Source organism: Streptomyces sp. NPDC051976, from assembly GCF_040680795.1.
Taxonomy (GTDB): domain Bacteria; phylum Actinomycetota; class Actinomycetes; order Streptomycetales; family Streptomycetaceae; genus Actinacidiphila.
In genome coordinates, this window is sequence record NZ_JBFAXL010000015.1 from 138083 (window position 1) to 164069 (window position 25987).

General features: G+C 69.9%; 21 protein-coding genes. 8 read left to right on the plus strand and 13 right to left on the minus strand.

The window, feature by feature from the left end; translation table 11 throughout:
• Nucleotides 1–5: 5 nt before the first annotated feature.
• From AB0M29_RS18010 to AB0M29_RS18030, 5 genes are all read right to left on the minus strand, one after another.
• Nucleotides 6–794, minus strand: a complete 789-nt coding sequence (locus AB0M29_RS18010) for an alpha/beta hydrolase (RefSeq protein WP_365383568.1) — start codon at nt 792–794, stop codon at nt 6–8.
• Nucleotides 794–2077 carry a hypothetical protein gene (locus tag AB0M29_RS18015; protein ID WP_365383569.1) on the minus strand — a complete coding sequence of 428 codons (1284 nt, stop codon included), beginning with the start codon at nt 2075–2077 and terminating at the stop codon, nt 794–796. Before AB0M29_RS18015 ends, AB0M29_RS18010 begins: the two co-directional genes overlap by 1 nt.
• A 129-nt stretch (nt 2078–2206) precedes the next feature.
• Complete coding sequence (locus AB0M29_RS18020; RefSeq protein WP_365383571.1) at nt 2207–4360, minus strand: ATP-binding protein; 2154 nt, start codon at nt 4358–4360, stop codon at nt 2207–2209.
• A 92-nt stretch (nt 4361–4452) separates the two neighbouring features.
• Nucleotides 4453–5139 carry an SDR family oxidoreductase gene (locus tag AB0M29_RS18025; RefSeq protein ID WP_365383572.1) on the minus strand — a complete coding sequence of 229 codons (687 nt, stop codon included), beginning with the start codon at nt 5137–5139 and terminating at the stop codon, nt 4453–4455.
• A complete protein-coding gene (locus AB0M29_RS18030; RefSeq protein WP_365383574.1) occupies nt 5136–5789 on the minus strand; it encodes a hemerythrin domain-containing protein in 654 nt (217 codons plus the stop codon). The genes AB0M29_RS18025 and AB0M29_RS18030 overlap by 4 nt, the downstream gene beginning before the upstream one ends.
• Before the next feature lie 106 nt (nt 5790–5895).
• On the opposite strand from AB0M29_RS18030, the gene AB0M29_RS18035 reads away from it, so the two are divergent.
• Nucleotides 5896–6507, plus strand: a complete 612-nt coding sequence (locus tag AB0M29_RS18035) for a TetR family transcriptional regulator (RefSeq protein ID WP_365383575.1) — start codon at nt 5896–5898, stop codon at nt 6505–6507.
• 35 nt (nt 6508–6542) lie between these two features.
• Here AB0M29_RS18035 and AB0M29_RS18040 read toward each other — a convergent pair whose 3' ends face one another.
• Nucleotides 6543–7475: an alpha/beta hydrolase gene (locus AB0M29_RS18040; RefSeq protein WP_365383576.1), complete on the minus strand. Its 933-nt coding sequence runs from the start codon at nt 7473–7475 to the stop codon at nt 6543–6545.
• 62 nt (nt 7476–7537) lie between these two features.
• On the opposite strand from AB0M29_RS18040, the gene AB0M29_RS18045 reads away from it, so the two are divergent.
• Both AB0M29_RS18045 and AB0M29_RS18050 read left to right on the plus strand, forming a co-directional pair.
• Complete coding sequence (locus tag AB0M29_RS18045; protein ID WP_365383578.1) at nt 7538–8455, plus strand: LysR family transcriptional regulator; 918 nt, start codon at nt 7538–7540, stop codon at nt 8453–8455.
• A 212-nt stretch (nt 8456–8667) separates the two neighbouring features.
• A complete protein-coding gene (locus AB0M29_RS18050; RefSeq protein ID WP_365383579.1) occupies nt 8668–11751 on the plus strand; it encodes a carbohydrate-binding protein in 3084 nt (1027 codons plus the stop codon).
• An 86-nt stretch (nt 11752–11837) separates the two neighbouring features.
• Here AB0M29_RS18050 and AB0M29_RS18055 read toward each other — a convergent pair whose 3' ends face one another.
• Nucleotides 11838–12155, minus strand: a complete 318-nt coding sequence (locus AB0M29_RS18055) for an EthD family reductase (protein WP_365383581.1) — start codon at nt 12153–12155, stop codon at nt 11838–11840.
• Between the two features lie 254 nt (nt 12156–12409).
• A complete protein-coding gene (locus tag AB0M29_RS18060) occupies nt 12410–12952 on the minus strand; it encodes a hypothetical protein (protein WP_365383583.1) in 543 nt (180 codons plus the stop codon).
• 396 nt (nt 12953–13348) lie between these two features.
• Between AB0M29_RS18060 and AB0M29_RS18065 the strand changes: the two genes are divergently transcribed.
• The 3 genes from AB0M29_RS18065 to AB0M29_RS18075 all read left to right on the plus strand — a co-directional run bounded on the left by AB0M29_RS18065 (nt 13349) and on the right by AB0M29_RS18075 (nt 15512).
• Nucleotides 13349–14518: a metallophosphoesterase gene (locus AB0M29_RS18065; protein ID WP_365383585.1), complete on the plus strand. Its 1170-nt coding sequence runs from the start codon at nt 13349–13351 to the stop codon at nt 14516–14518.
• A gap of 80 nt (nt 14519–14598) precedes the next feature.
• A complete protein-coding gene (locus AB0M29_RS18070; RefSeq protein ID WP_365383586.1) occupies nt 14599–15066 on the plus strand; it encodes a MarR family transcriptional regulator in 468 nt (155 codons plus the stop codon).
• A 2-nt stretch (nt 15067–15068) separates the two neighbouring features.
• Entirely contained in the window at nt 15069–15512 is a 444-nt protein-coding gene (locus tag AB0M29_RS18075; RefSeq protein WP_365383588.1) for a hypothetical protein, read from the plus strand.
• A gap of 124 nt (nt 15513–15636) precedes the next feature.
• On the opposite strand, the gene AB0M29_RS18080 is transcribed toward AB0M29_RS18075, so the two are convergent.
• Complete coding sequence (locus AB0M29_RS18080) at nt 15637–17127, minus strand: glycoside hydrolase family 6 protein (protein ID WP_365383589.1); 1491 nt, start codon at nt 17125–17127, stop codon at nt 15637–15639.
• 219 nt (nt 17128–17346) lie between these two features.
• Nucleotides 17347–18084, minus strand: a complete 738-nt coding sequence (locus AB0M29_RS18085) for a helix-turn-helix domain-containing protein (RefSeq protein WP_365383591.1) — start codon at nt 18082–18084, stop codon at nt 17347–17349.
• Between the two features lie 102 nt (nt 18085–18186).
• On the opposite strand from AB0M29_RS18085, the gene AB0M29_RS18090 reads away from it, so the two are divergent.
• Entirely contained in the window at nt 18187–19311 is a 1125-nt protein-coding gene (locus AB0M29_RS18090) for an FAD-dependent monooxygenase (protein ID WP_365383592.1), read from the plus strand.
• A 182-nt stretch (nt 19312–19493) separates the two neighbouring features.
• Here the strand turns inward: AB0M29_RS18090 and AB0M29_RS18095 are convergent, their stop codons facing one another.
• The 3 genes from AB0M29_RS18095 to AB0M29_RS18105 form a co-directional block, all read right to left on the minus strand.
• Complete coding sequence (locus AB0M29_RS18095; RefSeq protein WP_365383594.1) at nt 19494–20267, minus strand: hypothetical protein; 774 nt, start codon at nt 20265–20267, stop codon at nt 19494–19496.
• A gap of 748 nt (nt 20268–21015) precedes the next feature.
• Entirely contained in the window at nt 21016–23097 is a 2082-nt protein-coding gene (locus tag AB0M29_RS18100; RefSeq protein WP_365383595.1) for a cellulose binding domain-containing protein, read from the minus strand.
• Nucleotides 23098–23232: 135 nt separating this feature from the next.
• Complete coding sequence (locus tag AB0M29_RS18105; protein ID WP_365383597.1) at nt 23233–24465, minus strand: cellulose-binding domain-containing protein; 1233 nt, start codon at nt 24463–24465, stop codon at nt 23233–23235.
• A 286-nt stretch (nt 24466–24751) separates the two neighbouring features.
• Here AB0M29_RS18105 and AB0M29_RS18110 point away from each other — a divergent pair, with 286 nt between their 5' ends.
• A complete protein-coding gene (locus AB0M29_RS18110) occupies nt 24752–25900 on the plus strand; it encodes a lytic polysaccharide monooxygenase (protein WP_365383599.1) in 1149 nt (382 codons plus the stop codon).
• The last annotated feature ends 87 nt before the right edge of the window (nt 25901–25987 follow it).

Sequence of the window (25987 nt, forward strand, 5' to 3'; positions counted from 1 at the left end):
CGGTCTCACAGCCCGCTCGTGGCTGACGGCTCGGAAGAGGGATGCTCAGGCCGACACGCCTCTTGCCGCCCGTCGACACACTCGTCGAGGAAGTCCAGTACCGCGCGCCCGTAGGTCTCCGGGTGGGAGAAGCGGAACATGTGGCCGGCCCGCTCGATCACGACCTCCCGTGCGTCGGGGATGCCCTCCCGCATGACCCTGGAGGCGTCCTCGCTGACCAGTCCTTCGTGAGACGGCGTCAGGATCAGGGTGGGAACCTTGATGCGGTCGAGACGGTGCGTGTAGTCGGCGTTGAGGACGGCGGTGATGCGGGCGTCGAACGATGTGGCGGGGGTGTTGTCGAGGAAGAGACGGTGGGTGTCGCTCACGCTCCAGGGGATCTGCCCCTCCGCGTCGTAGGGCGAGGCGAGTTGGCGCACGTAGAGGGGCAGCACCACCCTCCGGTAGAGGACGCCACGCATCTTGCCCATCAGCCGCAACGCGTTCTTCATGACCGGCTGGGTGATCGGGTTGGCGGCGAAGCCGCCGGAGAGCACGAGGCCCTGCAGCCCCACGGGGCCGCGGGTGGCGAGAGCGAGGGCGATGTTGGCTCCGAAGGAGTCGCCCACCAGGACATACGTGTCCAGATCGGCGACGCGCTCGGCCAGGGCGTCGGCGTAGGCTTCCATGTCGTTGACGCCGTCGGGAAGCCGCAGCGTGCGGACCGGTCGACCGCTGTACGGCGCGAGGTGCTGTGCGGTCCACGGGGCCCCGGTGGAGCAGGGGACGAAGACCAGAGTCGGTTCGTTTGTCATCATCGGTCTCGATTTCCGGAGTCGGTCGCCGGAGCGCCTTTCGTCAGAGCGCTCCACAGCACTCTCGGTCGCATGAGGGCGGTCGGTGGGTCGAGCAGGATCAGCACCCGTATGAGCTGTGTCGCGACCACGGCGTCGCGCGTGGCGGCGGCCATGATCCTTGCCATGAGAGCGGCTTGCAGTCGGTCGGCCGCACGGGGCTGCGATTCCGACGCGCTGGCGCCGAGGCCCATGCGCCAAGGGGGTGCCACCACCCGGGCAGCCTCCCGGAAGAACCTCCGGGGCAGGTCGTGGCGGCCACCCGCCAGGCATTTCCGCAGTGCCGCCGCCTCCAACGCCGCTACCGTCATGCCCTGGGCGAAGAGGGGGCTGAGGCTGCACAGGGCTTCCCCCGTCACGATCAGGCCCGCCGGAAGGCGATCCAGCTTGTCGTAGCGTCGCCAGGTGGCGGTCGGGAACCGGTAGGCCGCGATCGGCCCGAGCGACTCCGCCGCCATCACCGCTTGGAAGACGTCGGGGGGCGCCACGGTGGAGAGGAAGTCGGTGAAGCCGGGCTCGTCGGTAGGCGGGCTGTCATCACTCCCGGAACCGGTGACGGTCACCACGTACCGGCGGCCACCCTCGACAGCGTGCATCAAGATGCCGCGCGGGACCCCTTTGGCGTCGCCGCCGACCAGGTCCCGGACACACTCGGCCCCTTCAGGGGTGAGGCGGACGACTCGGCTGGCGTAGGCGACGTCGACCGTCAGACGCTCCTCCGGTGGCCGTTCGTACCCGAGTTGATCGAGCCAGTGGGGGGTGCGTCCGCCCCGGCCCATGGCGTCGACGACGAGGTCGGCCGCGATGGTCTCCTCGGTACTGCCGGGTTCTCGCAGGATGATCCGCACACCGACGATCCCCGGTGCCGGGGCGTCGTCGGCGACGAGTCCCACCACATCGACGCCCGGCAGGAACCGCACACCCTCACGTTCGAGCAGCCGCCGGCGAAGATGCTCCTCATGGAACGGCAACGTCGCCTGCACCGACCGCAGTCCGGTGGCCACCTGGGGCAACTCGTCGCCGCCGACGCGGAAGCGGTGCCCCACAAGCATCTCCGCGCGTACCGCACCGTCCGCGGCCATCTCCGCCAGCAGCCCGGGAAACACCTCCTCGACCAACTGCGCGCCCCTCGGCATCAGACCGTGCGCGTGTCTGCCCTGCGGCGCACCACGCCGGTAGTCACCTGGCGCCGACGGCGGATCCCGATCGAGCACCGTGACCCGCTCGTAGAATTCGGTGAGCACCCCCGCCGTCACCATTCCGGCGAAACCGCCACCCAGAACGACAGCATGTCCGTTCGGCACTGTCGTGCCTCCTCTCGGTTCGTTCCCGACGAGGTAGACAATGGGTCGGCGCGGTGGCCACTCACCAGGTCAGCCGGTGCTCACCTGGTGCTCAACGTCGGGGGCCTGGCCGTAGACCTCGCGCTTCCACATCCACTCGACGATGTGGGTCACCGCCCGGTCCCTGTGCCGCCGGTAGGTACTGAAGGACAGATGCAGGGCCTCGGCAGTCCGTTCCTGCGTGGTGCTGGGGCGCAGAAAAGTACGGTCGACAACCTCGTAGAGGCCGTGGAGACGCCGGTCCCCGCGCAGCGAGTCGGCGGCCCTGCCCAGCAGTTCGCGCAGCGCGTCGGTGGGTTCGTGCTCGTCTCGGCTCTCCCGTCGGAGCACCTGCGAATGAAGGAGCGGGTTCCGGGCCAGTCGCTCGGGTATGTGCAGGTCGCGCAGGGCGGCCCGGACGGCTTCGGCGAACTCCGCCTGCGAGAGCACCAGTTCGGACAGGTCCTCGCTTGCCGGACGGACAGCGGCACCCAGCTCTCGGGCGGTGGTGACCTCCAGCCACTGCCCCACTCCGGTGCGCCGCCAGTCGTGGGCGAATGCCACGTACCGCGTGCCACCGATCTCGTAGTCGGCGTCCTCGGCGCGCCAGAAATCGAGATAGGCCAGCGTCGGTCCCCACAGCTCGGCGTCCGTGTAGGTGCCGACGAACGACCACGACACGCGTTCCCGCGTGAGGATGTCCAGTACGTGCCAGACAGCGGCCAGGGTCACCGACGGCGAGGAGCGGTGATGGTGGGTACCGTCGAGGAAGAACCGCCACGCCATCACCTGCTCGCCGGTTCGCGGCAGCCCGTGCCGCTGTGCGTACCGCCACATCGCGTCCGCCCCGGGGTCGGTGGCCAGGTCGGCCTCGGTGGCCTCGTGCAACTCCAGGTAGGCGCCATAGCCGCGCGGCTCTCCCCGCGCGTCCCTGAAGACCCGGAACGCGTGTGGTTGCCGTCGCATCCAGTACGCCACCAGATCCGCCTGGTCCTGGCCCTGCAACGTCCTGGTCATCTCGACGATCGCCGCCCCGTCCCCCTCCCGCAGTTCGTCGATGAACTCCTCGACCATCCGCGCGGTGGCCACCTCCACGGCGAGCGACGTCCGGGAGCACGTCACAAAGATCGCGTCGGCCAGCAACCGCTGCTTCTCCCGCTCGTCTCCCCCGGACTTGATCCGTGCCAACAGGTGCGCACGCACACCGTGGTGCAACTCGGCGTAGCGGTCGGGGTCACGCCATCGCAGGTCGGCGTCGAGGGCGTCGCGGACCAGGTCGTGCGGGAACAGCCCGTACGGTCCTTCGTCGACGAACGACAGCGTGCGCAACCAGGCGAACATCTCTGCGGCTTCGGCGGCGGAAACGCCGGAATCGCCGAGCATCACGCGCAGCAGTTCCTCGGTGGTGACGTACGCGTGAGCACACACCTCCAGCGCCATCCGGTGCCACGGACCGGGTGCCTCCTCGATGGTGCGCTTGAGCAACACCCGTACGAGATCAGGCAGATCGCCCAGCCCCCGGGGTACGGCGTCTGCCGCGTCCCCGCCGGCGGCCAACCGCCGGCGGACCCCGTCGACCAGCATGGACAGTGTCAACGGATGCCCGTGGCTGACGGCGAGCAGCCGCTCGTGCAGTGTCTCCGGCACGTTCTGCGCCACCAGGTACGCTCGCCCGTCCCGTGGGTCGAGGTTGCGCAGGGACACCACCCGCACGAGCTCACGCCACGCCGGGTCCGCCGTCCACTCCGCTTCCGGCGGCCGGCGCCCGGCGATCACCACCAGGGCGTCGCCGGGCAGGGCGGGAAGGAAGGTGTCACGCACCCACTCGTCGAGCGACTCCAGCAGTTCGTACGTATCGATCAGCAGTACCGGCCGGCGCAACTCGGCCAGTTCGCGCAGTGGGTCGCCGTCCCGGCCCAGGACTGCCGCGAGCACCCCCAGCAGTGCGCCGGGGGTCGGCGGGACGTGACGGCCATCGAGCCGTACCACGTTGGCCCCGTCCTCGGCGGCCACGTCCGCCAGCACATCCAGCAGCGAGGTCTTGCCGATACCTCCCGGCCCGTACAGGAACAGCACGGTGACCGGGTCACCCGGCGCGAGGAGCGCGGAGCGGAACAACTCGACCTCGCCACCGCGTCCTACGAACATGCGCCGCCGCACATCCCGCAGCCGTTCGCCGATCGAAGACCTTCTGAAGGAGCTCACCGGATCAGGGTAACGATGCTGATCGGCCTCGGTTGTTCGGCGGCGTCGGGCCGTCGGGCGCCCAACGCCGCGCACCTGGCAACCGGCTGCGGTCAGGTGGCCAGCAGGCCGCCGTCGATGTGCAGGTCGTGGGCGTTGATACCGGTGTTGCGGAGCAGGAAGTCGGTGGCGTCGGCGATTTCGGCCATGGTCACCAGTCGTCCTATGGGTGTCTGCGCCGAGTGCGGTGGGTTGGGGACGTCGCGCCATTTGGGACTGTCGCCGATGAGGCCCGGGTGAAGGGCGTTCACGCGGTGCGGGGCGATTTCCACCGCGAGGGTTCTCACCAGGCCGGTGATGCCGGCGTTGAAGGTGCTGACGATGGTCGAACCGGGGTAGGGGCGTTCCTTGGCGAGCCCGCCGAACAGGACGACGGAGGCATGCGGATTGAACCGGTCGTGCAGTACGCGGACCGTCTCCGCGTAGCCGACGAGCTTCATGGTCACCGCGGAGACGGCGTCCGTGATGCTGAACTGCGCCAGGGTGTTGGCCGCCTGGCCGACAGCCGTGATCACGAGGTTGTCGACTCCGGTCACATCCGCCAGTGAGTCGCTGATCGTCTCGGGCCGGGCGAGGTCGAGGGCCAGTCCGCGGGTGCTGTGGCCGATCCGGGCGGCGACGCTTTGGGCGCGCGCCTTGTCCCTGCTGGTGATGATGACGTCGTCACCGCGGCTCGCGAAGTGCTGGGCGATGACGCTGCCGAGGCCGCCGCTGCCGCCGACGACAAGGGAGTTGGTCATGCGCCCACGGCCCCTGCGTGGTCGGTGGCCCGCAGGCCACCGAGAGTGGCCTCGGCCTGCTGGCGCATGGCCGGCAGGAGGTTCAGGGCGGCGGGCGGCAGGTTCGCCGTGACCGCGGCGAGTTCGGCGGGGGTGCCCACCTGCTCGAAGAATCCGATGGTGAGATGCGCGCCCACCGGCGGGGCCGAGGCGATCACGGCCCGGGAGAACCGCGACCAGGCCTCGTCGGGCATCTGCGCCGCCAACGCCGGGAAGAGCACGGCTTCTTCGTGGTCGAGGTGCGTGTGCACCAGGTCGCGTACCGCCACCGCCGCGGCGATCAGCATCGGACGCTCGTGGCCGTCCTCGACGGGAGCGCCTGCCAGTGCGTCAAGCGCGGCGTCCAGTACGTCGTGCTCGGCGTGGAGCCCGGCCAGACCGTCGGCTGCCGTGGGGTCCGCGGCGGTCAACTGCGGCCAGAGTACGTCGTCCTCGCTCTCGTGGTGGTGCCGCAGCGCTGCCACCAGGAAGTCACGCAACTCCTGTATCGCAGCAGGCGGCGCGGTGGGGCTGTGCGCGGCTTGCGCCAGCAGGGACGTCGCCGCCCGGTGCATCTTGTGCAGCAGTCGGGTCTCGAGGACCGCCGCGCATTCCGGCTCTTGGACGCTCACTTCAGGTTCCCCCTCAGATCGTTAATATCCATCTGGATATTAACGTAGCAGAGGCGGCGGCTGACGGACTTCGGCCGCCGTACAGTGATCACATGAAGGAGGTGCCGTGGACGACACAGAGCCGGACGGCGAGCAGCCACGCAGGCGGCGACGGGACCCGGAGGGACACCGGGCGGCCATTCTCGACGCGGCCCGCCACACCTTCGCCGAGCGCGGCTACGCCCGTACGACGCTGCGCGAAATCGCGCGCCGGGCAGGAGTCACCCACGGCCTGATCACACGTCACTTCGCCTCCAAGGAACGGCTCTTCCTGCAGGCGGTGCCCGGCAACCGTGACCTGCAGGGCATCGCGGCCGGGGACGCGGAGACGTTGCCCGACCGGATCGCGCACGCCTTCGTACGCCGGTTGGAGACCGATGCCGTCAACGACCCGCTGATCACCCTGCTGCGCAGTGCCGCGTCCGACGAGCGGGCCGCTTCCCACCTCCTGGACGCGATGCAGGAGCACAGCACGGCCGTCTACCGAGCCGTCCTCTCACCGGGTGCCTCCACCGAACCCGACGACGACCTGGACACCCGCGTCGCGCTGGTAGGGGCGCAGCTGATGGGCGTGGCGTTCAGCAGGTACATCGCGCGGACCGAACCCCTCGCCTCCATGCCGCCCGACCAGCTCACCGACCACCTCACCCGGACACTGCGCCACATCCTCTTCGGCTGACCGCCCCCGGCGACGGCACCCCCCATGCCATCCCCTCACACCTCCGCCTGCCGCACATCGGCGCCGCACCCCGGTCCGCGCGTCGCGCGCAGGAAATCGGCTGCCTGGCCGAGCGCGGTCTCGCCTTCGTCGAGCATCGCGGCGAAAGCCTGGAACAGGTGCGGGACTCCCGGAGTGACCTGAAGGGTGACCTGGACGTCGTCCGCGGCCGCGCGTGCGGCGAGCCTGACGGCGTCGTCGAGCAGCAACTCGTTCGATCCGGCCTGGATCAGCAGCGGCGGCAGTCCGCGCAGGCCGGCGAACACCGGGCTGATCAGCGGATCCGCGGGGTCGGCGGCACCGACGTAGTCCTTGGCCCGGACCGCCACGGCGTCAGGGGTGAACGCCGGATCGACCGCGGTCTTGGTCGTCATGCTCTCGCCGCTCAGCGTCAGGTCCGCATACGGCGAGAAGAGCACGCCGGCAGCCGGCATCGGCAGGTTCTGCTCACGCGCACGCACGAGCAGTGCGGCGGCCAGTCCCGCACCGGCGGACTCCCCGACGACAACGACCCTGGCCGGGTCGCCGCCCGCGGTCTCGTCGAGCAGGCCGCGATAGGCGGCCACGGCGTCGTCCAGTGCGGCCGGGTACGGGCACTCGGGCGCGAGCCGGTAGTCCACCAGCGCGACCCTCGTCCCGGTCCGGCGGGCGAGGTCGGATGCCAGACCCGCCGAAGCGCGCGCCGAGCCGAACACGTAGAAGCCGCCGTGGAACCACAGCAGCGTGCCGTTCGGAGTGACACCGTCGATGCCGACCTCCAGTACGGGGACCTTGCCGAGCGTGCCGGGCGTGAGCACCACGTCCTCGGCCGGCGGCCGGGAGGTGAGCATCCGGGTGAAGACCTCACGCTGCTTCAGGTGGTCGCCGCCGACGTCGAGCGGTCCGTTGCGCAGGAGGCTGTCGAGCGCTGCGCGCTGTTCTCTACTCATGCCGCCCAGCCTCCTTCACCAGGGATTATGTGGCAATGCCGTCTTCCGCATACGCTGTATGCGTGTCACGCATAGAATCGGTGGACCTGAATCTGCTGGCGCCGCTGCACGCGCTGCTCGAGGAGCGGCACGTCTCCCGCGCGGCGGAGCGGCTGCACATGAGCCAGCCCGCCATGAGCCGGGCCCTCCAGCGCCTGCGTGCCACCCTCGGCGACGAACTGCTCGTGCGCGGGCCCGGTGGCTACCAGCTCACCCCCCGCGCCGAACGGATCCAGGCCGAACTGCGGCACACACTCCCCCGGCTGGAACACCTCTTCGCCGGTGAGGCGTTCGACCCGGCGACAGCGGCACGCTCCTTCCGCCTGGCCGGAACCGACTACACGGTCTCCGTACTCAGCGGAGCACTGCTGGCCAGGGTGTTCGAGCAGTCACCGGGCTCGACCGTGCTCTTCTCACGCTGGCACCACGCCGTCTTCAGCGACGCCGAGCACGGCATGGTGGACCTGCTCGTCCACGGCGGCTCGGCCCCGCCACCGCTGCGCTCGCAGGTGCTGTTCGAGGAGGACTACGCCTGCCTGGTCGCCGGCCACCATCCGCTCGCCGGGAGCTCCGCCGTATCCCTGCGGGACTACCTGGAGTGCGCCCACATCGTGGTGGACGTCGCCGACGGACAGCAGGGGCACGTCGACCGCACCCTCGCACTGCTCGGCAGCCCGAGACGAGCGAGCGTGACCGTGCCCTACCACGCGGCGGCAGCCGCCGCGGTAGCGGGAACATCCCTGGTGGCAACCCTGCCAAGGAGCTTCGCGCTCCAGCACATGTCACCAGGAACCACCGTCATCCCGGCACCGCGTGACATCGGCCCGATGACCTACGCGATGACCTGGCACCCCCGCCTGGACAACGACACCGCCCAACGCTGGCTCCGCGACACGATCACCGCCACCCTCGCCGCGGCCACGGGTCCTCACGCCGCCTGAGCGGCCGCCGCCCGCGACAGGACGTCCCGGCCGCCCTCGCTACCGCACCGCGCCCGCTCGCTCGCTCGCCGCACTCGGATGTCCTGGATTTTTGATGTCCAAAACTTTTTTTGCGTCGTGGTGTCGATGTATTGCTCTTGACTCATCGTCAAGTTACGTTTCGGGTCGGCCTTCGGCTCCCCCCTGCGCTCATGCCGATGAAGGGACCCCTCATGAGAAGCAATCCGCACCCCGCGCCCCGCCGCTGGCTCGGCGCGGCCGTCGCCGCCTTACTGCCCGCCTGCGCGCTGGTCGCGTTCGGTACCGCACCCGCTGCTCATGCGGCAGCCGGGGTGGGGGCGACGCTGCCGTTCAGCAGCTTCGAGGGCGAGGCCGGGACGCTCGGTGGCGGGGCCGCCGTCGTGTCGCTGACCGCGCCGCCCACCAGCCAGTACTCCAGTGCCGCCGTCGAGGCCTCCGGCCACGCCTACGTGCACCTGACCGGCACCGGCCAGAGCGTCCAGTGGACGAACACCACGGGCGGACCGGTCAGCGCGATCAACCTCCGTGAGAGCATCCCCGACGCGGCGACCGGCGGCGGCACCACCGCCACGCTCGACCTCTACGTCGACGGCGTCTTCCGGCAGACGCTGAACCTGAACTCCAAGCAGAGCTGGTTCTACGAGAACTCCAGCACCTACAACGGCAGTGACCAGAACCCCGCCGACGGCAACCCCCGCGATGTCTTCGACGAGTCCCGCACCTTCGTCACCGGCGCGCCGATCGCCCCCAACAGCACGATCATGCTCAGGAAGGACGCCGCCAACACCGCGGCCTTCTACGACATCGACGCCCTGGACGCGGAGAACCCGCCCGCGCCGATCGCCCAGCCGGCGAACTCGATCTCGATCACCAGCTGCGGCGCGGTGGCCGACAACACACCCACGAACGGGTCCGCCGACCCCGCCGCCACCGACAGCACCACCGCCATCCAGAACTGCATCAACCAGGCCGAGTCGCAGGCCAAGACGCTCTGGATACCCGCCGGAACCTTCTACCTCAAAGGCACCAAGGGGCTGACCGCCCAGGGCATCACCATCGCCGGGGCCGGGCCCTGGTACAGCACGATCTACCGCGATGTCCCGCTGCCCAACTCCACCCCGCTGGCCGCCCTGTTCAACCTCACCTCGGACACGGTCCAGGACTTCCACCTGGACACCGACGCCACCAGCCGCGAGATGGTCGACGGCGGTGGCGGGGCGATGGACACCACCGGCACCAACTGGGTCGCCAACGACATCTGGAGCCAGCACACCGAATCCGGCTTCTGGGCCTCCGGCACCGGGGGCACCGTCGAGAACTGCCGTCTGACCGCGATCTGGGCCGACGGCATCAACCTCAACAACGTCTCGCTCGGCAACTCCGTCGGCAGCGACCTCACCGCCACCAACAACTTCGTGCGCGGCACCGGCGACGACGGCATGGCCATCAACTCGGTGAATTACAACACCGACCCGTCCGGCAACAAGACCTACTACACCGCGATGTCGCACATCACGATGACCCACAACACGGTGATCGCGCCCTGGGGCGGCAAGGGCATCGGCATCTACGGCGGCAGCAACCAGGACGTCGAGAACAACTACATCGCCGACACCGCCCGTTACATCGGCCTGGGCGCGGGACGCTTCGGGGTCAACGGCAGCGACCTGCTCACCGCCACGGTCAGCGGCAACACCATCGTCCGCTCCGGCGGCAACGGCTACAGCCAGGGGCAACCGGCCCTGCAGATCGGCAACGGCGGCGACGGGCAGAACGTCGGTGTCGTCGACCACGTCACCGCGAGCAACAACACCGTCGTCAACGCGCTCTACGACGGCATCGGCTTCTCCACCTCCACCAACACGCTGCTGCAGAACAACACCGTCACCGCGCCCTGGCGCGGCATCGTGATCGCCCCGCCGTACTACCCCGCGCCCAGCGGCTCGGCCACCATCACCGGCAACACCGTCACCGGGCTCGGGTCCGCGATGCAGCCCTACCTCAACAACTCCTCCGGCTTCACCGCCACCACCAGCAACAACAGCTGGCAGGGCGGCAGCACCCCGGAGGGCCCCTACGGCGGCACCGCGGCGGCGGTGCCGGGCACGGTGCAGGCGGAGAACTACGACACCGGCGGCCAGGGCACCGCCTACAGCGTCAACTCCGTCAACGGCACCGGCAACAGTTACCGCGCCGACGGCGTCGACCTGGAAACCACCAGCGACACCGGCGGCGGCCACGACCTCGGCTGGACCAGCACCGGCCAGTGGTTCAAGTACACCGTCAACGCCGCCACCGCCGGCACCTACACCCTCACCCTGCGCCTGGCCGCGCCCAGCGCCGTCACCGACGCCCTCCACCTGGCGAACGCCTCCGGCACCAACCTGACCGGCACCATCGACATCCCCGCCACCGGCGGCTGGCAGAACTGGGCCACCGTCACCACCCAGATCGCCCTCCCCGCCGGACAGCAGACACTCACCCTGGCCGAGGACAACGGCGGCTGGAACATCAACCAGCTCACCTTCGCCACCGGCTCCGGGGGAACGGCCACTGTGTCGGCCAACCCGTCCTCGCTGGCCTTCGGCAGCCAGAACGTGAACACCACCAGCACCGCTCGCGCAGTGACCGTGACCAACACCGGGACCGTCAGCGCGTCGCTCTCCTCGATCGCCGCCTCCGGGGATTTCCGCCAGACCAACACCTGCGGCAGCACCCTGGCCGCGAACGCCTCGTGCACGGTGAGCGTCAGCTTCACCCCCACCGCCACCGGCACCCGGACCGGCACCCTGACGATCAGCGGCAGCGCCTCGAACAGCCCCACGACGGTATCCCTGTCCGGCGACGGGACCAGCGCCGCCGCCACCAACCTGGCCGCCGGCAGGCCGACGGCCGAGTCCTCGCACACCGACATCTACCCGTCCTCGAACGTCACCGACGGGAATCAGAACTCCTACTGGGAGAGCGGCAACAACGCCTTCCCCCAGTGGGTCCAGGTCGATCTGGGCTCCGCCCAGGCAGCCGGCCGGGTGGTGCTCCAACTGCCCGCGGGCTGGGGTGCCCGTGACGAGACGCTGTCGCTCCTCGGTTCCACGGACGGGACCACCTTCACCACCGTGAAGCCCTCGGGCGCCCTTACCTTCACTCCCTCCGCGAACAACACCGTCACGCTCACCTTCCCGACGGTCTCGCAGCGCTACTGGCGCGTCCTGATCGCCGCCAACACCGGCTGGCCCGCGGGCCAGATCTCCGAGTTCCAGGTCTGGAACCAGTAGCGGTCCCGCCACGACCCCAACCATCGCTGCCGGCCCCGGCCTCCCGCCGGGGCCGGCGGCGCGGGCCGCCCTGGTCCGGAGAGCGCCTACAGCACGCTCTCGCCCCCGGAGACGATCATGCTGCGGACCGGGGCGAGTTCCTGCAGGTGGGCGGCGTCGGCGGCGGTGGCCCGTCCCTTGGGTGAGGCGAAGGCGGCATGCAGTTCGTCCATCGTGTCCCACTCCAGCTCAGCGACCAGGTAGTACGGCGCGCCGCCGCGGAGGGCGGCCACGTCGCGGCTGATCGTGTACCGGCGCAGCCCCTGGAGGCCGCGTGCGAGGGGGATGTGGACTTCGCGGTAGTGCCGGTCGAATGCCGCGGGGTCGGCGGGCGTCTCGTACAGGGCGATGAAGCGGGCAGTCATCGGGCGGCCTTTCGGTAGCGGGCGAGGACGGCCGGCCCGGCCTGTTCGGCGGCCAGGACCTGTCGGTGCTCACCTGTACGTACCGGCGGCACCGCACCGACTCATCGCCCCCGGCGGAATCGGTGGCGGAAGTCTCCAGCTGGGGGCGAGCAGCGAGGCCAGGGTGGCCGGCCCGCGTGGTGGCCCGGTGGCCGGAAATGCGAAAAGGCCCCTTCCTCAACGACGCTTGTTGAGGAAGAGGCCTTTGTTGCCGGTCAGACGCTGCAGTTGCCGTTACCGGGGCCGCTGTCCCCGCCACCCGAGAAGTCGTGCGTGCTGCCGACGAGGATGCGAGGCCCGCACACCTTGCCGTTGCCGGTGGCGACGGTGATCTGAGTGGCAGCAGTGAAGGACCGACCGGGGGTGTACTTGGTCCCCGGGCCTTCGTACAGGTTGTCGGACTTCGCGGAGATGGGGCCCCCGGGGTGGAAGTAGACACGGCCCTCCGCGCTGTTGTGCGCGGGGTCGTTCCAGTTCAAGTACACGCTGCCGTCGACGCTGTTCTGCCAGCCGCCGCTCCAGTCGATCTCAGCGTATGCACTCGCACAGTTGGCGTACCAGCCGATGTACAGGTACCCGATAGTGGCATTGTGGCCCCAGTTGTCAGAGATCGACAACTTTGTAGAAGGGCCGAGCTGCACAGGGTTGCTGCAGCTGGCGGCATGCGCGGAGCCGGCGGGAAGGGTGACGAGGGCGGCAATTGCAGCGGCGGAGCCGACGGCAGCCGCGACGCGGCGCGCAATGCTGCGTGTGGACATTTAACTCTCCCCAGTTTGTGGAGCGTGTTTCTCATGTGGTCGAGGCGAAATTAGCTTCACGGGCCCTAGGTTCGTCCTAGGTTCGTCCTAGGGTCGGATCCACCCGGTGGAAGTCGCTGGAGGCGATCCGCCCAGCCGTAACCCGCCTGCCACCCTGTCGGCGCCTCGACTGTCGGATGATGGGTAGTGACGGTAGGGCAGCGGATGTGAGGGGACGCAGTGGCAGGCAGTGAATCCACCCGGTCGAAGCCGGATCGCCGGAAGGTCGTCGGAGAACCGGAGAGCGCCGCGGACACGATGCGGCCGGAAGACGGGGACGAAGCCGGGGCGGGGGGCGAGGCGGGGGGCGGGAGTCCGCGTCCTCGGACCTCCCTGCGTCGGCGGCTGTTCGGGTGCGTGATCCTTCTCGTCCTCTCGACGCTGTTCTTCCTGCCCTGGTGGACGCTGTTCGCCTCCGGCGTCGACTGGCCGTTCCCGGTCTTCGTGACCGGCACGGTCGTCTTCGCCTGCTGGCTGGTCTCCTTCCCCTTCCTGATGGCCAGGGGCCACGGGCGCCGGCATTCGGACCGGGCGGCTCGTATCGCGGACAGCACCCTCGGCATGATCTGGGTGCTGTTCACCTGGTCGGCGCTGGGTGGCCTGGTGCATCTCCTGCTGATCGGGCTCGGTACCGGCGGCCCGGACCGGGCCAGGATCATCGCCGCCGCCGTCGTGGTGGTCTCCACCGGACTGCTGGCCTGGGGGCACCACGAAGCCATGCGGGTGCCCCGGGTGAAGCGGCTCGACGTCTCTCTCCCCCGGCTCGGCGGCGGTCTCGACGGGACCCGTGTCGTCGTGCTCGCCGACACCCACTTCGGACCGATCGACCGGGTCGACTGGTCGACGCGGGTGGCCGAGACCGTCAACGCGCTCGACGCGGACATCGTGATCCACGCCGGTGACATCGCCGACGGCACCCCCGCCCAGCGCCGTGAGCAGTCCGCGCCGCTCGGCACGATCCGCGCACGGCTCGCGAAGGTCTACGTCACCGGGAATCACGAGTACTTCGGGGAGGCCCAGGGCTGGCTGGACCGTATGGCGGAGCTGGGCTGGGAGCCGTTGCACAACCGCCATGTCGTGGTGGAGCGCAGCGGGGACGCCCTCGTCCTCGCGGGCGTGGACGATGTGACCGCGGGGTCGTCCGGCCTGCCCGGACACCGCGCGAACCTCCAAGGCGCGCTGACGGGGACGGACCCGGACCGGCCCGTGCTGCTCGTCGCCCACCAGCCCAAGTACGTCCGGCACGCCGCTGACGCCGACATCGACCTCCAGGTCTCCGGGCACACCCACGGCGGCCAGATCTGGCCGTTCAACTTCCTCGTACGGATCGACCAGCCGGTGGTGCACGGCCTCAGCCTGCACGGCGCCCGGACCCAGCTCTACACCAGCCGCGGCGCCGGGTTCTGGGGCCCGCCCTTCCGCGTGTTCGCCCCGAGCGAGATCTCCCTCCTCACCCTGCGCTCGGGCGACGGACCGGCCACCGCACCGCGCACCGCGGACACCACGGCGGACGGCACGCCTACCTAAACCCGTCCGCCCTCGTCACGCGGCAGCACGCTCTGAGAAAAATAGTAGCCATGTACTTACTAGCCATGTACTGTAAATACATGAGCAGAGCAACCGAGGGTGCGACGCCCGGCTTCCTGGTGTGGCGCCTGTCGATGAAGTGGCGGGTTGCCGTCGACCGAGCCCTGGCACCACTGGGCCTGACGCACGCGCAGTACTCACTCCTGGGGTCGCTGCTCGGACTGGAGCGGTCCGGGCAGCGACCCAGCCAACGCCAACTCGCCGACCACACCGGCCTCGAGCCGCTCTACGTCTCGAAGCTGGCCCGCACCCTGGAGGCCGCCGACATCATCCAGCGCGTCCGCGACCCCGCCGACACACGAGCGGTCCAACTGTCCCTGACCGCGCACGGGCGTGAGGTCACCAGCCGCGCGATCACGGTCGTCCACCAGCTCCTCGACCAGCTCTTGGAGCCCCTCGGCGGTCTGAACGGAAAGAGAACCGAAGCGTTCTCCCGCGAACTGGCCGTCCTGCTCGACGTATCACTGGAACCGCCGACCAAGGAGTAGACATGTCCACCACCCCGACCCTCAACGGCCAGGTCATCGGCCAGGCCCACTACGCGACCCGCGCTGTCCTGGAACACCTTCTCGCGCGGACCGGCACCACGTTCCACCAGTCCGTGGCGCTGAACGCCACCGCCGACAGCGGCGGAGCGGTCGACCGCGAGCAGTTGATCACCAGGATGACCAGCACCTTGAAGATCGACGCCGCGGCGGTGCTGGCGACCATCGCCGAGCTCACCGACTCGAAACTGATGGAGACCCTCCCCGGCGACACGTCCCGCCTCCGGCTCACGGACACCGGCCAGGCACTGAACCGCGAGATCCGCGGCGCGATCGGAGAGCTGACCACACGGCTCTACGGCGCGCTCTCCGCCGACGAACTGGCAACCGCGGGCCGCATCCTGACCGTCATCACGGCGCGGGCCAACGCCGAACTCGCCGACGTCTAGCCGGGCCCGCAACTCCTCACACCACGTCCTACGCGGAGAGGCAAACAGGGTTCAGCGGACTGCGATGCCCCGTCGGGCGCCGGCCGGGGAAGATCCGGGCCGGCGCCTTCAGCCGGGTGGCGCGTCAGGACACGGTGCAGACAGTGCCGTTGAGGGTGAACGCGGTGGGTGAGGCGGTGTTGGAGCCGGTCCCCTGGAAGCCGAAGCCGGTGGAGCCGCCCACCGGGACGGCCGCGTTGTAGCCCAGGTCGGTGGCGGTCACGTTCGCGCCGGACTGGGTGGTCTTGGCGTTCCACGCGCTGGTGATCTGCTGGTCACCGGGGAAGGCCCACTTGAGGGACCACCCGTTGACGGCGGCGCTGCCGGTGTTGCGCACGGTCACGTCCGTGGTGAAGCCGCCACTCCAAGCGCTGGCGATCTTGTAGCTGACAGAGCAGGCCGCGCCTGTCGGAGGGGCGGTCGTCGGCGGAGCCGTCGTGGGCGGGGCGGTCGTGGGCGGGGCCGTGGTCGGCGGAGCGGTGGTGGGCGGGGTGGTGGTGGGAGGAGCTGTGGTCGGGGGCGGGGTGGTGGGGTCCGACGCTCCGGCGGACGCCAGCGCGTAGGCCACGTCCGGCAGGAAGGTACCCGCCGGTCCGGCGCAACCGTCCGCCTCACCCGGCGGCTTCACCCAGAGGAAGGCGTCGATCGCCGGATCCCCCGTGTTGGTCGTGGGGTAGGCGCCGATCGCGCGGCCGGACGGGTCGCACCACGCGCCGCCGCCCGCCGGGCCGTTGCCGTTGCGGCTGGTGTCCACCACGGCGTGCAGATTGCCCGGGTTGCCCAGCGCGGCCAGCACGTTCTTGGCGAAGTTGACCTCGTTCGCTGTGGTGTTGAAGTTGGAGACGTTGGTGAAGAGGCCGTCGGCGCTGGTCAGAATGCCCGCGGTGCGCAGCCGGCTGGCCTGCTCCGGGGCGCTGTTCCAGGCCGAGTGGCCGCCGTCCATGTAGACCTTGGCGTGGGGCGCGGCGGCGTGGATTGCGGCACCCGCCCGGGAGAGAGAGGCGAACCGGTCGGACTGCTGCTGCGCGGAAAGGCAGGTGGTCAGGGCGATGGAGTCGGGTTCCAGGATGACGATCGACTGGCCACTGCCCAGCCCGGCGGCGAAGTTGCGCACCCAGGCGTCGTACGAGGCCAGGTCCGGCGCACCCCCGGCGGAGGCGCCTCCGCAGTCACGATTGGGGATCTCGTACACGGCCAGCACCGGCACCTGTCCCCCGGCGGCCGCCGCTGTGGTGACCGCCTTGACGTCGTTGGTGACGGTGGAAGGGCTGTAGTTGGAGAACCAGACCGCCTGCGGCTGGCTGGCGATCCGCCGGGCGATGATCGGCTGACGGGAGTCGCCAGGATGTGCGGCGACCCAGCGAACGACCTGGGAGTTGGGGTCCTTGTAGAGCTGGGTCCCGGCGGGGAGGCTGCCCTGCGCCGCGGCGCCCGCGGTCATCTCGGTGCTCAGCGCGATACCGGTGGCGGCGAGGCCCGCGGCCAGGCCGAGCGCCGTGGCCTTGCGCAGGCGCGACCCGCGCGCGGGGGCCTCGGCGGCCTGGGCGGGGCGCGGGGTGCCGGTGGGGGGTGTCACAGTTGTCCTCCGTGCTCTCGTGGGGGGGAGAGAGCCCTCAAAGGTGAGGGCGGATTCCGCGGATGCAGCATGGGAGCGCTCCCATGTCGTACCGGGGCGAGCCTAGCCACTGTGACGAGAGTGCGTAATCCCCTGTGCGGGATGCATTTTCAGCCGCGCGGCAGCGCCTGCACACCGTTGCCGGGCGGTCCACCCGCGGGACCGCCTCAGGGACTCGGGTCAGCCGGATGCGGGCCGCAGACTGTTCGTCAGGAGGCCCACGGTGAACTCGAAGCGGTCGTGTCCGGTGCCGGAGATCAGCTCGGCGGCATGGCGTTGGGTGTGCGGGAACCGCTCGGCGGGCAGTGCGGTGAAGCGGTCCAGCAACTCCTCGTGGCCGAGGACCCATTCCTGGTCCTGGCGCCGTCGCCGTTGCCGGACCATCGACTGCTCCAGCGCGTAGGCGCAGACGTAGAGGGACAGTGCGTCGCGGGCCCATGCGGCGGTCCTGGGTTCGATGCCACCGGCGAGGAGGATCGCCAGGATTCCTTCGCCGACCCGTAGCGTGTCCAGGTTGGTCGACACCACGGCCAGGGCGGCGCGCGGGACTCCGGGGTATTTCAGGTACAGGTCGCGGATCTGCGTGTAGACGGCGAGCAACTGCTCGCGCCAGGCGGCCGGGTCCGGTGCGGGGAGCACGACCTGCGAGTAGAGCCTGCCGATCAGCAGCTCGTCGATGTCGTCCTTGGTGGCGATGTGCGCGTACAGCGACGACGGGCCGGTGCCGAGTACGGCGGCGACGCGTCGGATCGTGAGGGCGTCGTAGCCTTCCGTGGCGATGACCTCCAGGGCGGCGTCGGTGATCCGCTCGGCGGTGATGGGCTGCTTGCGCGGCGCCGGGGCGGCGGCCTGAGCGGCAGCCTGCGCCGCGGGTGGGGCGTGGCGGGCGGCGCGGTGTCGGCGGGGATCGGCGGGCATGCCGTCCACTATAGCTTGACACGAACTAAGTTCGTTGCGTAGAACTTAGATCGTCAAGAACGAACTAAGTTCGTTCGATGCTGGTTGTCGCGGAGGTGTGGGATGCGGGTTTCCGTCGTCGGAGCGGGTCTGGGAGGTCTGGCCCTGGCGCAGGGTCTGCGGGGTGCCGGGATCGAGGCCGAGGTGTTCGAGCGCGACCCGGGGATCGTCGCGCGGTTCCAGGGCTACCGGCTCGTGCTGGACGAGACCGGATTCCAGGCGGTGCGCGACTGCCTGCCCACACGCTGGCACCCGCTGCTGGACGAGATCGTCATGGACGCCTCCGCCGAGCAGCTGATCTTTGACCCGCGGCTGAACGAGGTCGGCAGGATGGGTGCGGGCCGCACGGGCATCGTCGTCGACCGGCAGGTGCTGCGGCACCTGCTGCTGACCGGCCTGACCGTGCACACCGATGCCGCGCTCACCGGTTACGACGTGGCGGCCGACGGCACCGTCCAGGCCCGCTTCGCCCGGCGCGACCCGGCCACCGCCGACCTGCTCGTCGGCGCGGACGGCGTCACCTCAGCCGTCCGCGGGGTGCTGTCGCCGCACACCACCCCGACCGACACCGGCGTGCGGTTCGTCATCGGCCGCACCCCGCTGACCGAGGAGTTCACCGGCCTGTCCAAGGCATACGGCTCGAAGATCACCGGCGACGGCGTCAGCCTGCTGCTCGGCGCGATGCGCTTCCGTACTCCGCCTCAGCAGGCCGCCGAGCAGCTGGCTCCCGAGGTCACGCTGCCGGACATCGGTGACTACGTCCGCTGGGCCATGATCCTTCCCCCCAACGGCTCCCCGGAGGACCTGACCGCGCAGGACGCTGTGCTGTCCCGGATGGAAGGTTGGCACCCGCTCCTGCGCGCGCTGATCGAGCAGGCCGACCCGGACAACAGCGCGCTGCTGTCCATCCGGGTGGTCAAGCCCGCTGAGCGCTGGGCCTCCGGCCCGGTCACCCTGCTCGGCGACGCGATCCACGCCACCTCCCCCACCGGCGGAAACGGCGCGAACACCGCCCTGCGCGACGCCGCCCTGCTGCGCCGCTGCCTGATCGAGGCCAAGGCCGGCCGCCAGGATCTGCTCAGCGCGGTCGACGCCTACGAGCGGCAGATGTTCGCCTACGGCGCCGAGGCCGTGCGCACCTCTCTCGAGAGGCTGCCTGCCTTCGCCCCCGAGGCGAGACTGTCCTGAGGCGGACCCGTACGTGACGTCGGGACGCGGTCTTGAACCGCTGGCGCGGGGAGGCGTCGAAGGTGCAGCCGTCCGCGCCCAAGCCCCGGGTCCCGGTCCGGCGTGACGCGCCGGACCGGGACCCGTTCGCGGCGAGGATGCGCGGGCGCCCGTTGCCGCCCGGATCGCCGTCCGGTTCGCCGTCAGACGAGCGTGCGAGCGGCGGGAGAGTCGGGAGTCCCGGCCACCGAACGGTCTTCCTCCGCCGCCGTGGACAGACCCGCGAGACAAGCCAGTTGGACCGCCTCGACCATGACCCTGGGCCGCTCGGCGCGTATGACCGGCTTCTCGTCGGCGTCCTGCCCGGCGAAGCTGGCCAGCATGCCGCCGAAGAAGTGGCCGAGCAGGAGATATCCCCGGCGTGAACTCCACATGGTCCAGCCCACATAGAGGGCCGAGCCCTGGGAGAACACCGTCACGTACGCGCGGTAGCGTCCTTCGCTCACCTGCAGCCGGTGGTGGACGTCCTGGCCGCTCTCAGGACGCACCAACTGGGCAGAAACGAGCGGCGTGCTGTGCAGATCCCGCAGTGTGATGTTGATCTGCTGGAAGACATCAGCCGCACGGTGCCGGCGCTCGTCGAGGAGAACCCGCCACTCGGCCACCGGCTCGGTGACCCTGCTGTAGAACAGCACGGCCGAATACACCGACATCGCAAGCGCAACGGTCACGAACACCAGAGCCGTGCTGATGTCATCGCCCATCAGCCACTGCACAAGGATCACCATCAACGGCGGCAGCGTCACCACATGGGTGACCAGCAGAGCCTTGACGATCAGTGTCCCGATCGCCGAGACGGGCACGTTCTCCTCGAAGGCAAGATCCAGCGTTTCCGGCCGCTGCGGCTTGTCCAGATACGTCGCGCGGCTGTCGCCGCACCCGCCCGGAACGTCCATCGCCGCGTTGTGCTTGTCCATGTGCTTCACCTCAACGGATTCTTGACCAATGGGAATTCAGCAGAGTCGGGCTATCTGATTCTCCGACAGCAAAAAGGAGTGCCGTGGAGCTGCATACGAGTGCCGAAACCACGCAGCCGACGCGCGGCTGACGTTGGCCGGGTGGAGTACCTGCGGGCTTCCGCGGCGCGTTGGGTCCAGTCACGAGCCCAGGCTGGGCAAGCGGAAGTTCCTGTGCTTCCAATGGCCGCACACAGCAAGGCAGTTCCACCGGCACGTGGACAGCGGACGGCCAGCACATGCCGGTGGAGTGGGGTTCATTCCAGATCGTTGCCGGGATTTCAAGGAACTTCTACGTCCCTGACCCGATGGTCCACAATCACCGGCCCGTGGATCCGAACCGAAAGGCCGGATACGGGGGGAATACGGGAAGACGTGCCCGAGGGGATTTTGGACACACCTCTACCTTCAATTCCGAAGTGTGACACCTGGATTGGAGGCATGTCAACCAACGTGTCCCGGGCGGAGCGGAGGTGACAACGCGCGAGGCGGAGTGCCCGGACTGTGGTGCCATGTCCGGCCGTGTCCAGGGTGGTGGCGGCGCCTTGCCAGCCTGGACACGGCGGCGGCCGGACGGCGGGTCTGCGTGGATTCTGATCCACTACTTGAGGGGTGGTTGGGGAGGTTGGCGGCCATCAGGCCAAAGCCCCGGGGCCCGGACCGGCATGACGCGCCGGACCGGGCCCCGTTCACCGCAAGAGGATCGCGGTCACCGCGTGCTGCACACCGTGCCGTTCAGGGTGAAGACGGTCGGCGGCGGGTTGGCACCGGTGTTGGCGCCCGTGAACCCGAAGGACGCCGAGTTCCCGCCGTTCGCGGCGAGGGTGCTGTTCCAGTCCACCGGGGTGGCCACGACGGTCCGGCCGCTCTGGGTGACATGACCGTTCCAGAACCCGGCGACCGACTGGCCGGTGCTGGGGAAGTCGAAGGCCAGCGTCCAGCCGGTGATCGGGGCGGGGCTTGTGTTGGTGACCGTGACGCTCGCGTTGAAGCCGCTGCCCCAGCCGGCGGTGAGCTGGTAGGACACCTGGCAGGTGGACGCGGCCGGGGTGCCGGTGCGCACGGTGAGCGGGTCGGACGGACGGGACAGCTTGCCGTCGGCGTCCCTGGCCAGCACGTTCCAGGTGAACGTGGATCCCGGCGTCAGGTTGGGCACGGTGAGCGAGGTGCCGGTGGAGCTGCCGAGCAGTTCGCTGACCGTGCCGACCTGGCGGTAGACCTCGTACCGGGTGACCGTGCCGCCCGTGGCGGGGGTCCAGCTCACCGTGGCGGTCGTGTCGGTCGCCGCCGTCACCCGCGGGCTGCCGGGCGCCGTCAGCGCGGACGCCGTACCCGCCCGCGGATGCAGGGTGACCGTGGTGATCGAGTACGGCGGCAGGGTGCGCGTGTCGGAGTACGCGGAGGTGGAGGTGGCGATCGACGTGGCCTCGTCGCCGTAGGTGGACACGGTCTGCGTCGCGGAGGTGTCCGGGGTGAAGCCCGCGTAGTGCAGTGTGACGTCCCGCGCCGCGGACGGGTCCTTGTTGATCAGCATCACGCTCAGGTCGCCGTTGGCCCGGTGCACGGCGTGCGCGGTCACCAGAGTGCTGGTGCTTCCCGCGCCGATCAACTGGTCGCCCGGTGTTCCGAGTTGGCTGAGCATCCGGATCGCCCAGTACGCGGGGAAGGGGGTGTTGACGGGAGGTTCGCAGACCGCGCCGGTGCAGCCTCCGCTGGACAGCACGCCTTCGTCACCGTAGTCGGTGGCGCCGTCGGGTGCGGTGCCGATCGCGCCCGCGCCGTTGTGGGTGTTCCACCAGTCCACGGTGAACACGCCGTGCTCCAGGGCGGTCAGGTAGGCGTCCGCGCCGAACAGGGCGTCGGGCTGGGTGTCCTGGTCGACGGTGCCGTTGACCTCGGTCAGCGCGATCGGTGTCCCCGCCGCGCCCGCCGCGTCGAGCTCGTCACGCAACTGGCCCAGCTCGCCGGTCAGTTGAGAGACCGAGTCCAGCATGTGCACCGGATCGGAGACGCTCGGGTACCAGTGCACGATCACGAAGTCGGCTTTGCCCGCGATGATCGGGATGACCGTGTGGTTCCAGTCCGCGCTCTCACCGCTCGCCATCACCCCGTCGGGCCAGTTGCCCGGCATGGTCAGAACGGCACCGACCTTGACGGCGGGGTCCACGGCCTTCATCGCCGAGACGTAGTCGAGCACGCCCCGCGCATACGCGGTCGGCGAGGTGTCGGCGTGCTGGTCGGTCTCCCAGCCCGAGCCGTAATGGCCGTTGCCGTACAGCTCGTTGCCCACCTCCCAGAACTTGGCGCCGTACCCCTTGGTGATGTTGGCGTAGCGCACCCAGTCGGCGGCCTCCTGCGGGGTGCCGGAGCCGTAGTTCGCGATGAGCATGGGCTGGGCGCCGGTCTTCTTGACGGTGCCCATGAAGGAGTCGAAGTCGGTGCCCGGGGCGACGTAGCCGCCGGGGGCCGTGTTGGTCTGCCAGTGGTAGATGTCGCCGTAGCTGCCGCCGGGGTAGCGCAGCACACCGACACTGGCCGCCTTGATCAGGTCCTGCACCTCGGGTGCGTTCATCTGGGAGTCCCAGACCGCACTGTTGAGGCCGTAGCCGGTGGTGGGGATCGTGCCCTGGCCCTCATTGGCGTTGACGGTCACGTCGACGCCGGAGGGCGGCGAGGTGTCGGCGTGGGCGGCGCCGCCGGCCGCGAGCAGGGCGGCGGACAGTGCGGCCGCCGAGGCTCCGGCGGCGAGGCGTCGGCGCCAGGGCATGGTGGTGGGACGGGTCGATCGCACGGAAGTTCTCACCTTCGAGAGGCGGGACGTGGGGGGGCGTGCGTAGGGCTTCGGAGAGCGCGTGGGAGCGCTCCCAAATTTCTCCCTCGGAATGACGGGTTGTCAATCCCCGCGCGCCGTGGCGCTGTCGCGGCTTCAGCAGCCGAGCGGTGAGGAGGCGACCGCCACGTCGTCGAACCACAGGGTGTCGTCGCCGGTCCCGTAGCTCTCCCAGCCCAGTCGCAGAGCCGTCGGCCTCGGCGGCGTGGTGCGCGAGAGCCACTGCTGGTCGATGTCCGGCGTCGGTACGCCGTCCGCGTGCAGTCCTGGTATCTGCCTGTCGTCGAGCCAGGTGTCGAGGTTCGGCGCCGAGGTGTCGACGGCGAACCGCAGGCACTGCCATACGAGCGTCGGCAGCGGGCTGCTCAGCGACACCCCGGCCGGGCTCTGCGCCGGGAGCGTGGCGTCATCGCTCTCCCGGTTCCACTGGAGGGCGCCGTTCTGGCCGCCGACGCGCAGCGCCCGGCCGCCCTGGGAGGAGTCCGGCATGGAGACGAAGGTGACGTGCGCGGCGGGGAGGGCGGTGGTGTGCCGCACCCACATGCGGACGTAGAGCACCGGGCCGACCGACGAGAGGTCCGCGGTGGAGGCGACGAAAGCGTGGTTGCAGTAGCCCGCCTGCCCGTTCACCCGCAGGGACTTCGAGCCGCTGTGGGCGACCGCCGTGTCAATGGCGGCCGTTCCCGTGCCCTGGCAGTCGGGCGCGGTGAACCGCCAGTCCCCGGACGGGGCGGGACCGGCCTGGTCCTCGAAGCCGGTGCATATGGTGGCGTTGCCGCAGCCGGTGGGCGGCGATGTGGTGGGAGGAGTGGTCGGCGGCGTGGTCGGCGGCGTGGTGGGAGGAGTCGTCGGCGGTGTCGTCGGCGGCACAGTGCTCCCGTCGCCGCAGGACGCGCCGTTGAGGGCGAAGTCGACCGGTTGAGGGCCGCCCGACCGCAGGGTGCCCTGGAGGCCGAAGTCGACGGTGCCGCCGCCGACCACCGCGCCGTTGTACGAGGCGTTGACCGCGGTCACGGAACGGCCGCTCTGGCTGACGGTCGCGTTCCAGGCGGAGGTGACCTGCTGGTCTCCGGCGTACGTCCACGTCAGTTGCCAACCGCTCAGCGCCGTACCGAGGTTGGTCACGTGCACCTGGGCGGTGTAGCCGCCGGTCCACTCGTTCACGGTGTAGTCGACGCGGCATCCGGACGTCGTCGCGCCGAAGCCACTGGTGGGCAGCGCGACGAGGAGCGAAACGGCCAGTGCGGCAGCGGCCGTGACCGCCGCCCAGGGGCCGCGGAGTAATCGAGGTAGTCGAGACGCGCGAGAGCGAACAGCGCGAGCAGGCATGGACGGCCTCCTCCGGAAGCGTGCGTGGGGGGTGCTTCGGGAATGTGGGAGCGCTCCCATCATCACAGCGCCTCAACTGCCCGCTGTCAACGCAGGCGTCACTCCGGAGCACCGAGGCAACGCCGTGGATGGCCTCGCCGCCGGTATTTACAGGATTTTGATCCACTGTTAGGTTCACCGAATGGGAGCGCTCCCACACTCGGGTCGTCTCCTCCCCCCACGCCGCCCCGGCGGCCCGGCGGCGGTGAGCCACGGCCCCGGGGAGGTTCCCGGAAAGGTCACCACAGTGAAGAGAAACTGGAAACTGTCCTTATCCGCCGCTCTCGCCCTGCTGCTCTCCGCCTTCGGCATCGTCCTTCTCGGCCAGAGCTCCGCGCAGGCGCACGGCGTCGCGATGATGCCCGGCTCGCGTACGTACCTGTGCTACGAGGACGCCCTGAGCGCCACGGGTGCGCTCACCCCGACCAACCCCGCCTGCGCCGCGGCGCTCGCACAGAGCGGATCGACGTCCCTGTACAACTGGTTCGCGGTCCTCGACTCCAACGCGGCCGGTCGCGGCCAGGGTTACGTGCCCGACGGGACGCTCTGCAGCGCGGGCAACAAGTCGCCGTACGACTTCGCCGCCTACAACGCGGCGCGTGACGACTGGCCCCGGACGCACTTGACCTCCGGTTCCTCGATCCAGCTGCAGTACAGCAACTGGGCCGCGCACCCGGGCACTTTCCGGGTGTACGTGACCAAGCAGGGCTGGTCCCCCACCACCCCGTTGGCCTGGGCGGACCTGGAACAGATCGGGAGCAGCACCAACCCGCCCGCGGTGGGATCGCCGGGAACCGACGGCGGCCACTACTACTGGGACCAGGCGCTCCCCGCGAACCGCTCGGGTAACGCGATGATCTTCATTCAGTGGGTCCGCTCGGACAGCAACGAGAACTTCTTCTCCTGCTCCGACATCGCCTTCGACGGCGGCCACGGCGAGGTGACCGGCATCCACAACGGCGGGACCACCACGGGAGGCACCACCACCGGCGGGACGACCACAGGAGGCACCACCACCGGCGGGACCACAACCGGTGGGACGACCTCCGGGACCACGTCCGGTGGGACGACCGGCGGCACCGACCCCGGCTCCTGCATGGCGCTGTACGAGGTGTCCAACGCCTGGAGCGGCGGCTTTCAGGGACAGGTCACGGTGATGAACCACGGCACCACGCCGTCGAGCCAGTGGAAGGTGACCTGGACACCTGGTACCGGAACGCAGATCACCAACCTGTGGAACGGCATCCAGTCCAGTAGCGGCGGCACCGTCAGCGTCAGCAACGCCGCCTACAACGGCACGATCCCACCGGGCGGCGCTTCGACCACCTTCGGCTTCACAGCCAACTCGACCGGCAACAACCTCCCCATCGGCTCGATCAGTTGCACGCTCTCCTGACCCGCTGACGCACCTGACGCCAACGTCCCGATGGCGTGCGGCCGGAGTCACCCCGCGCGGGGGGGCTGCCGCCCCCGACCGGTCGCC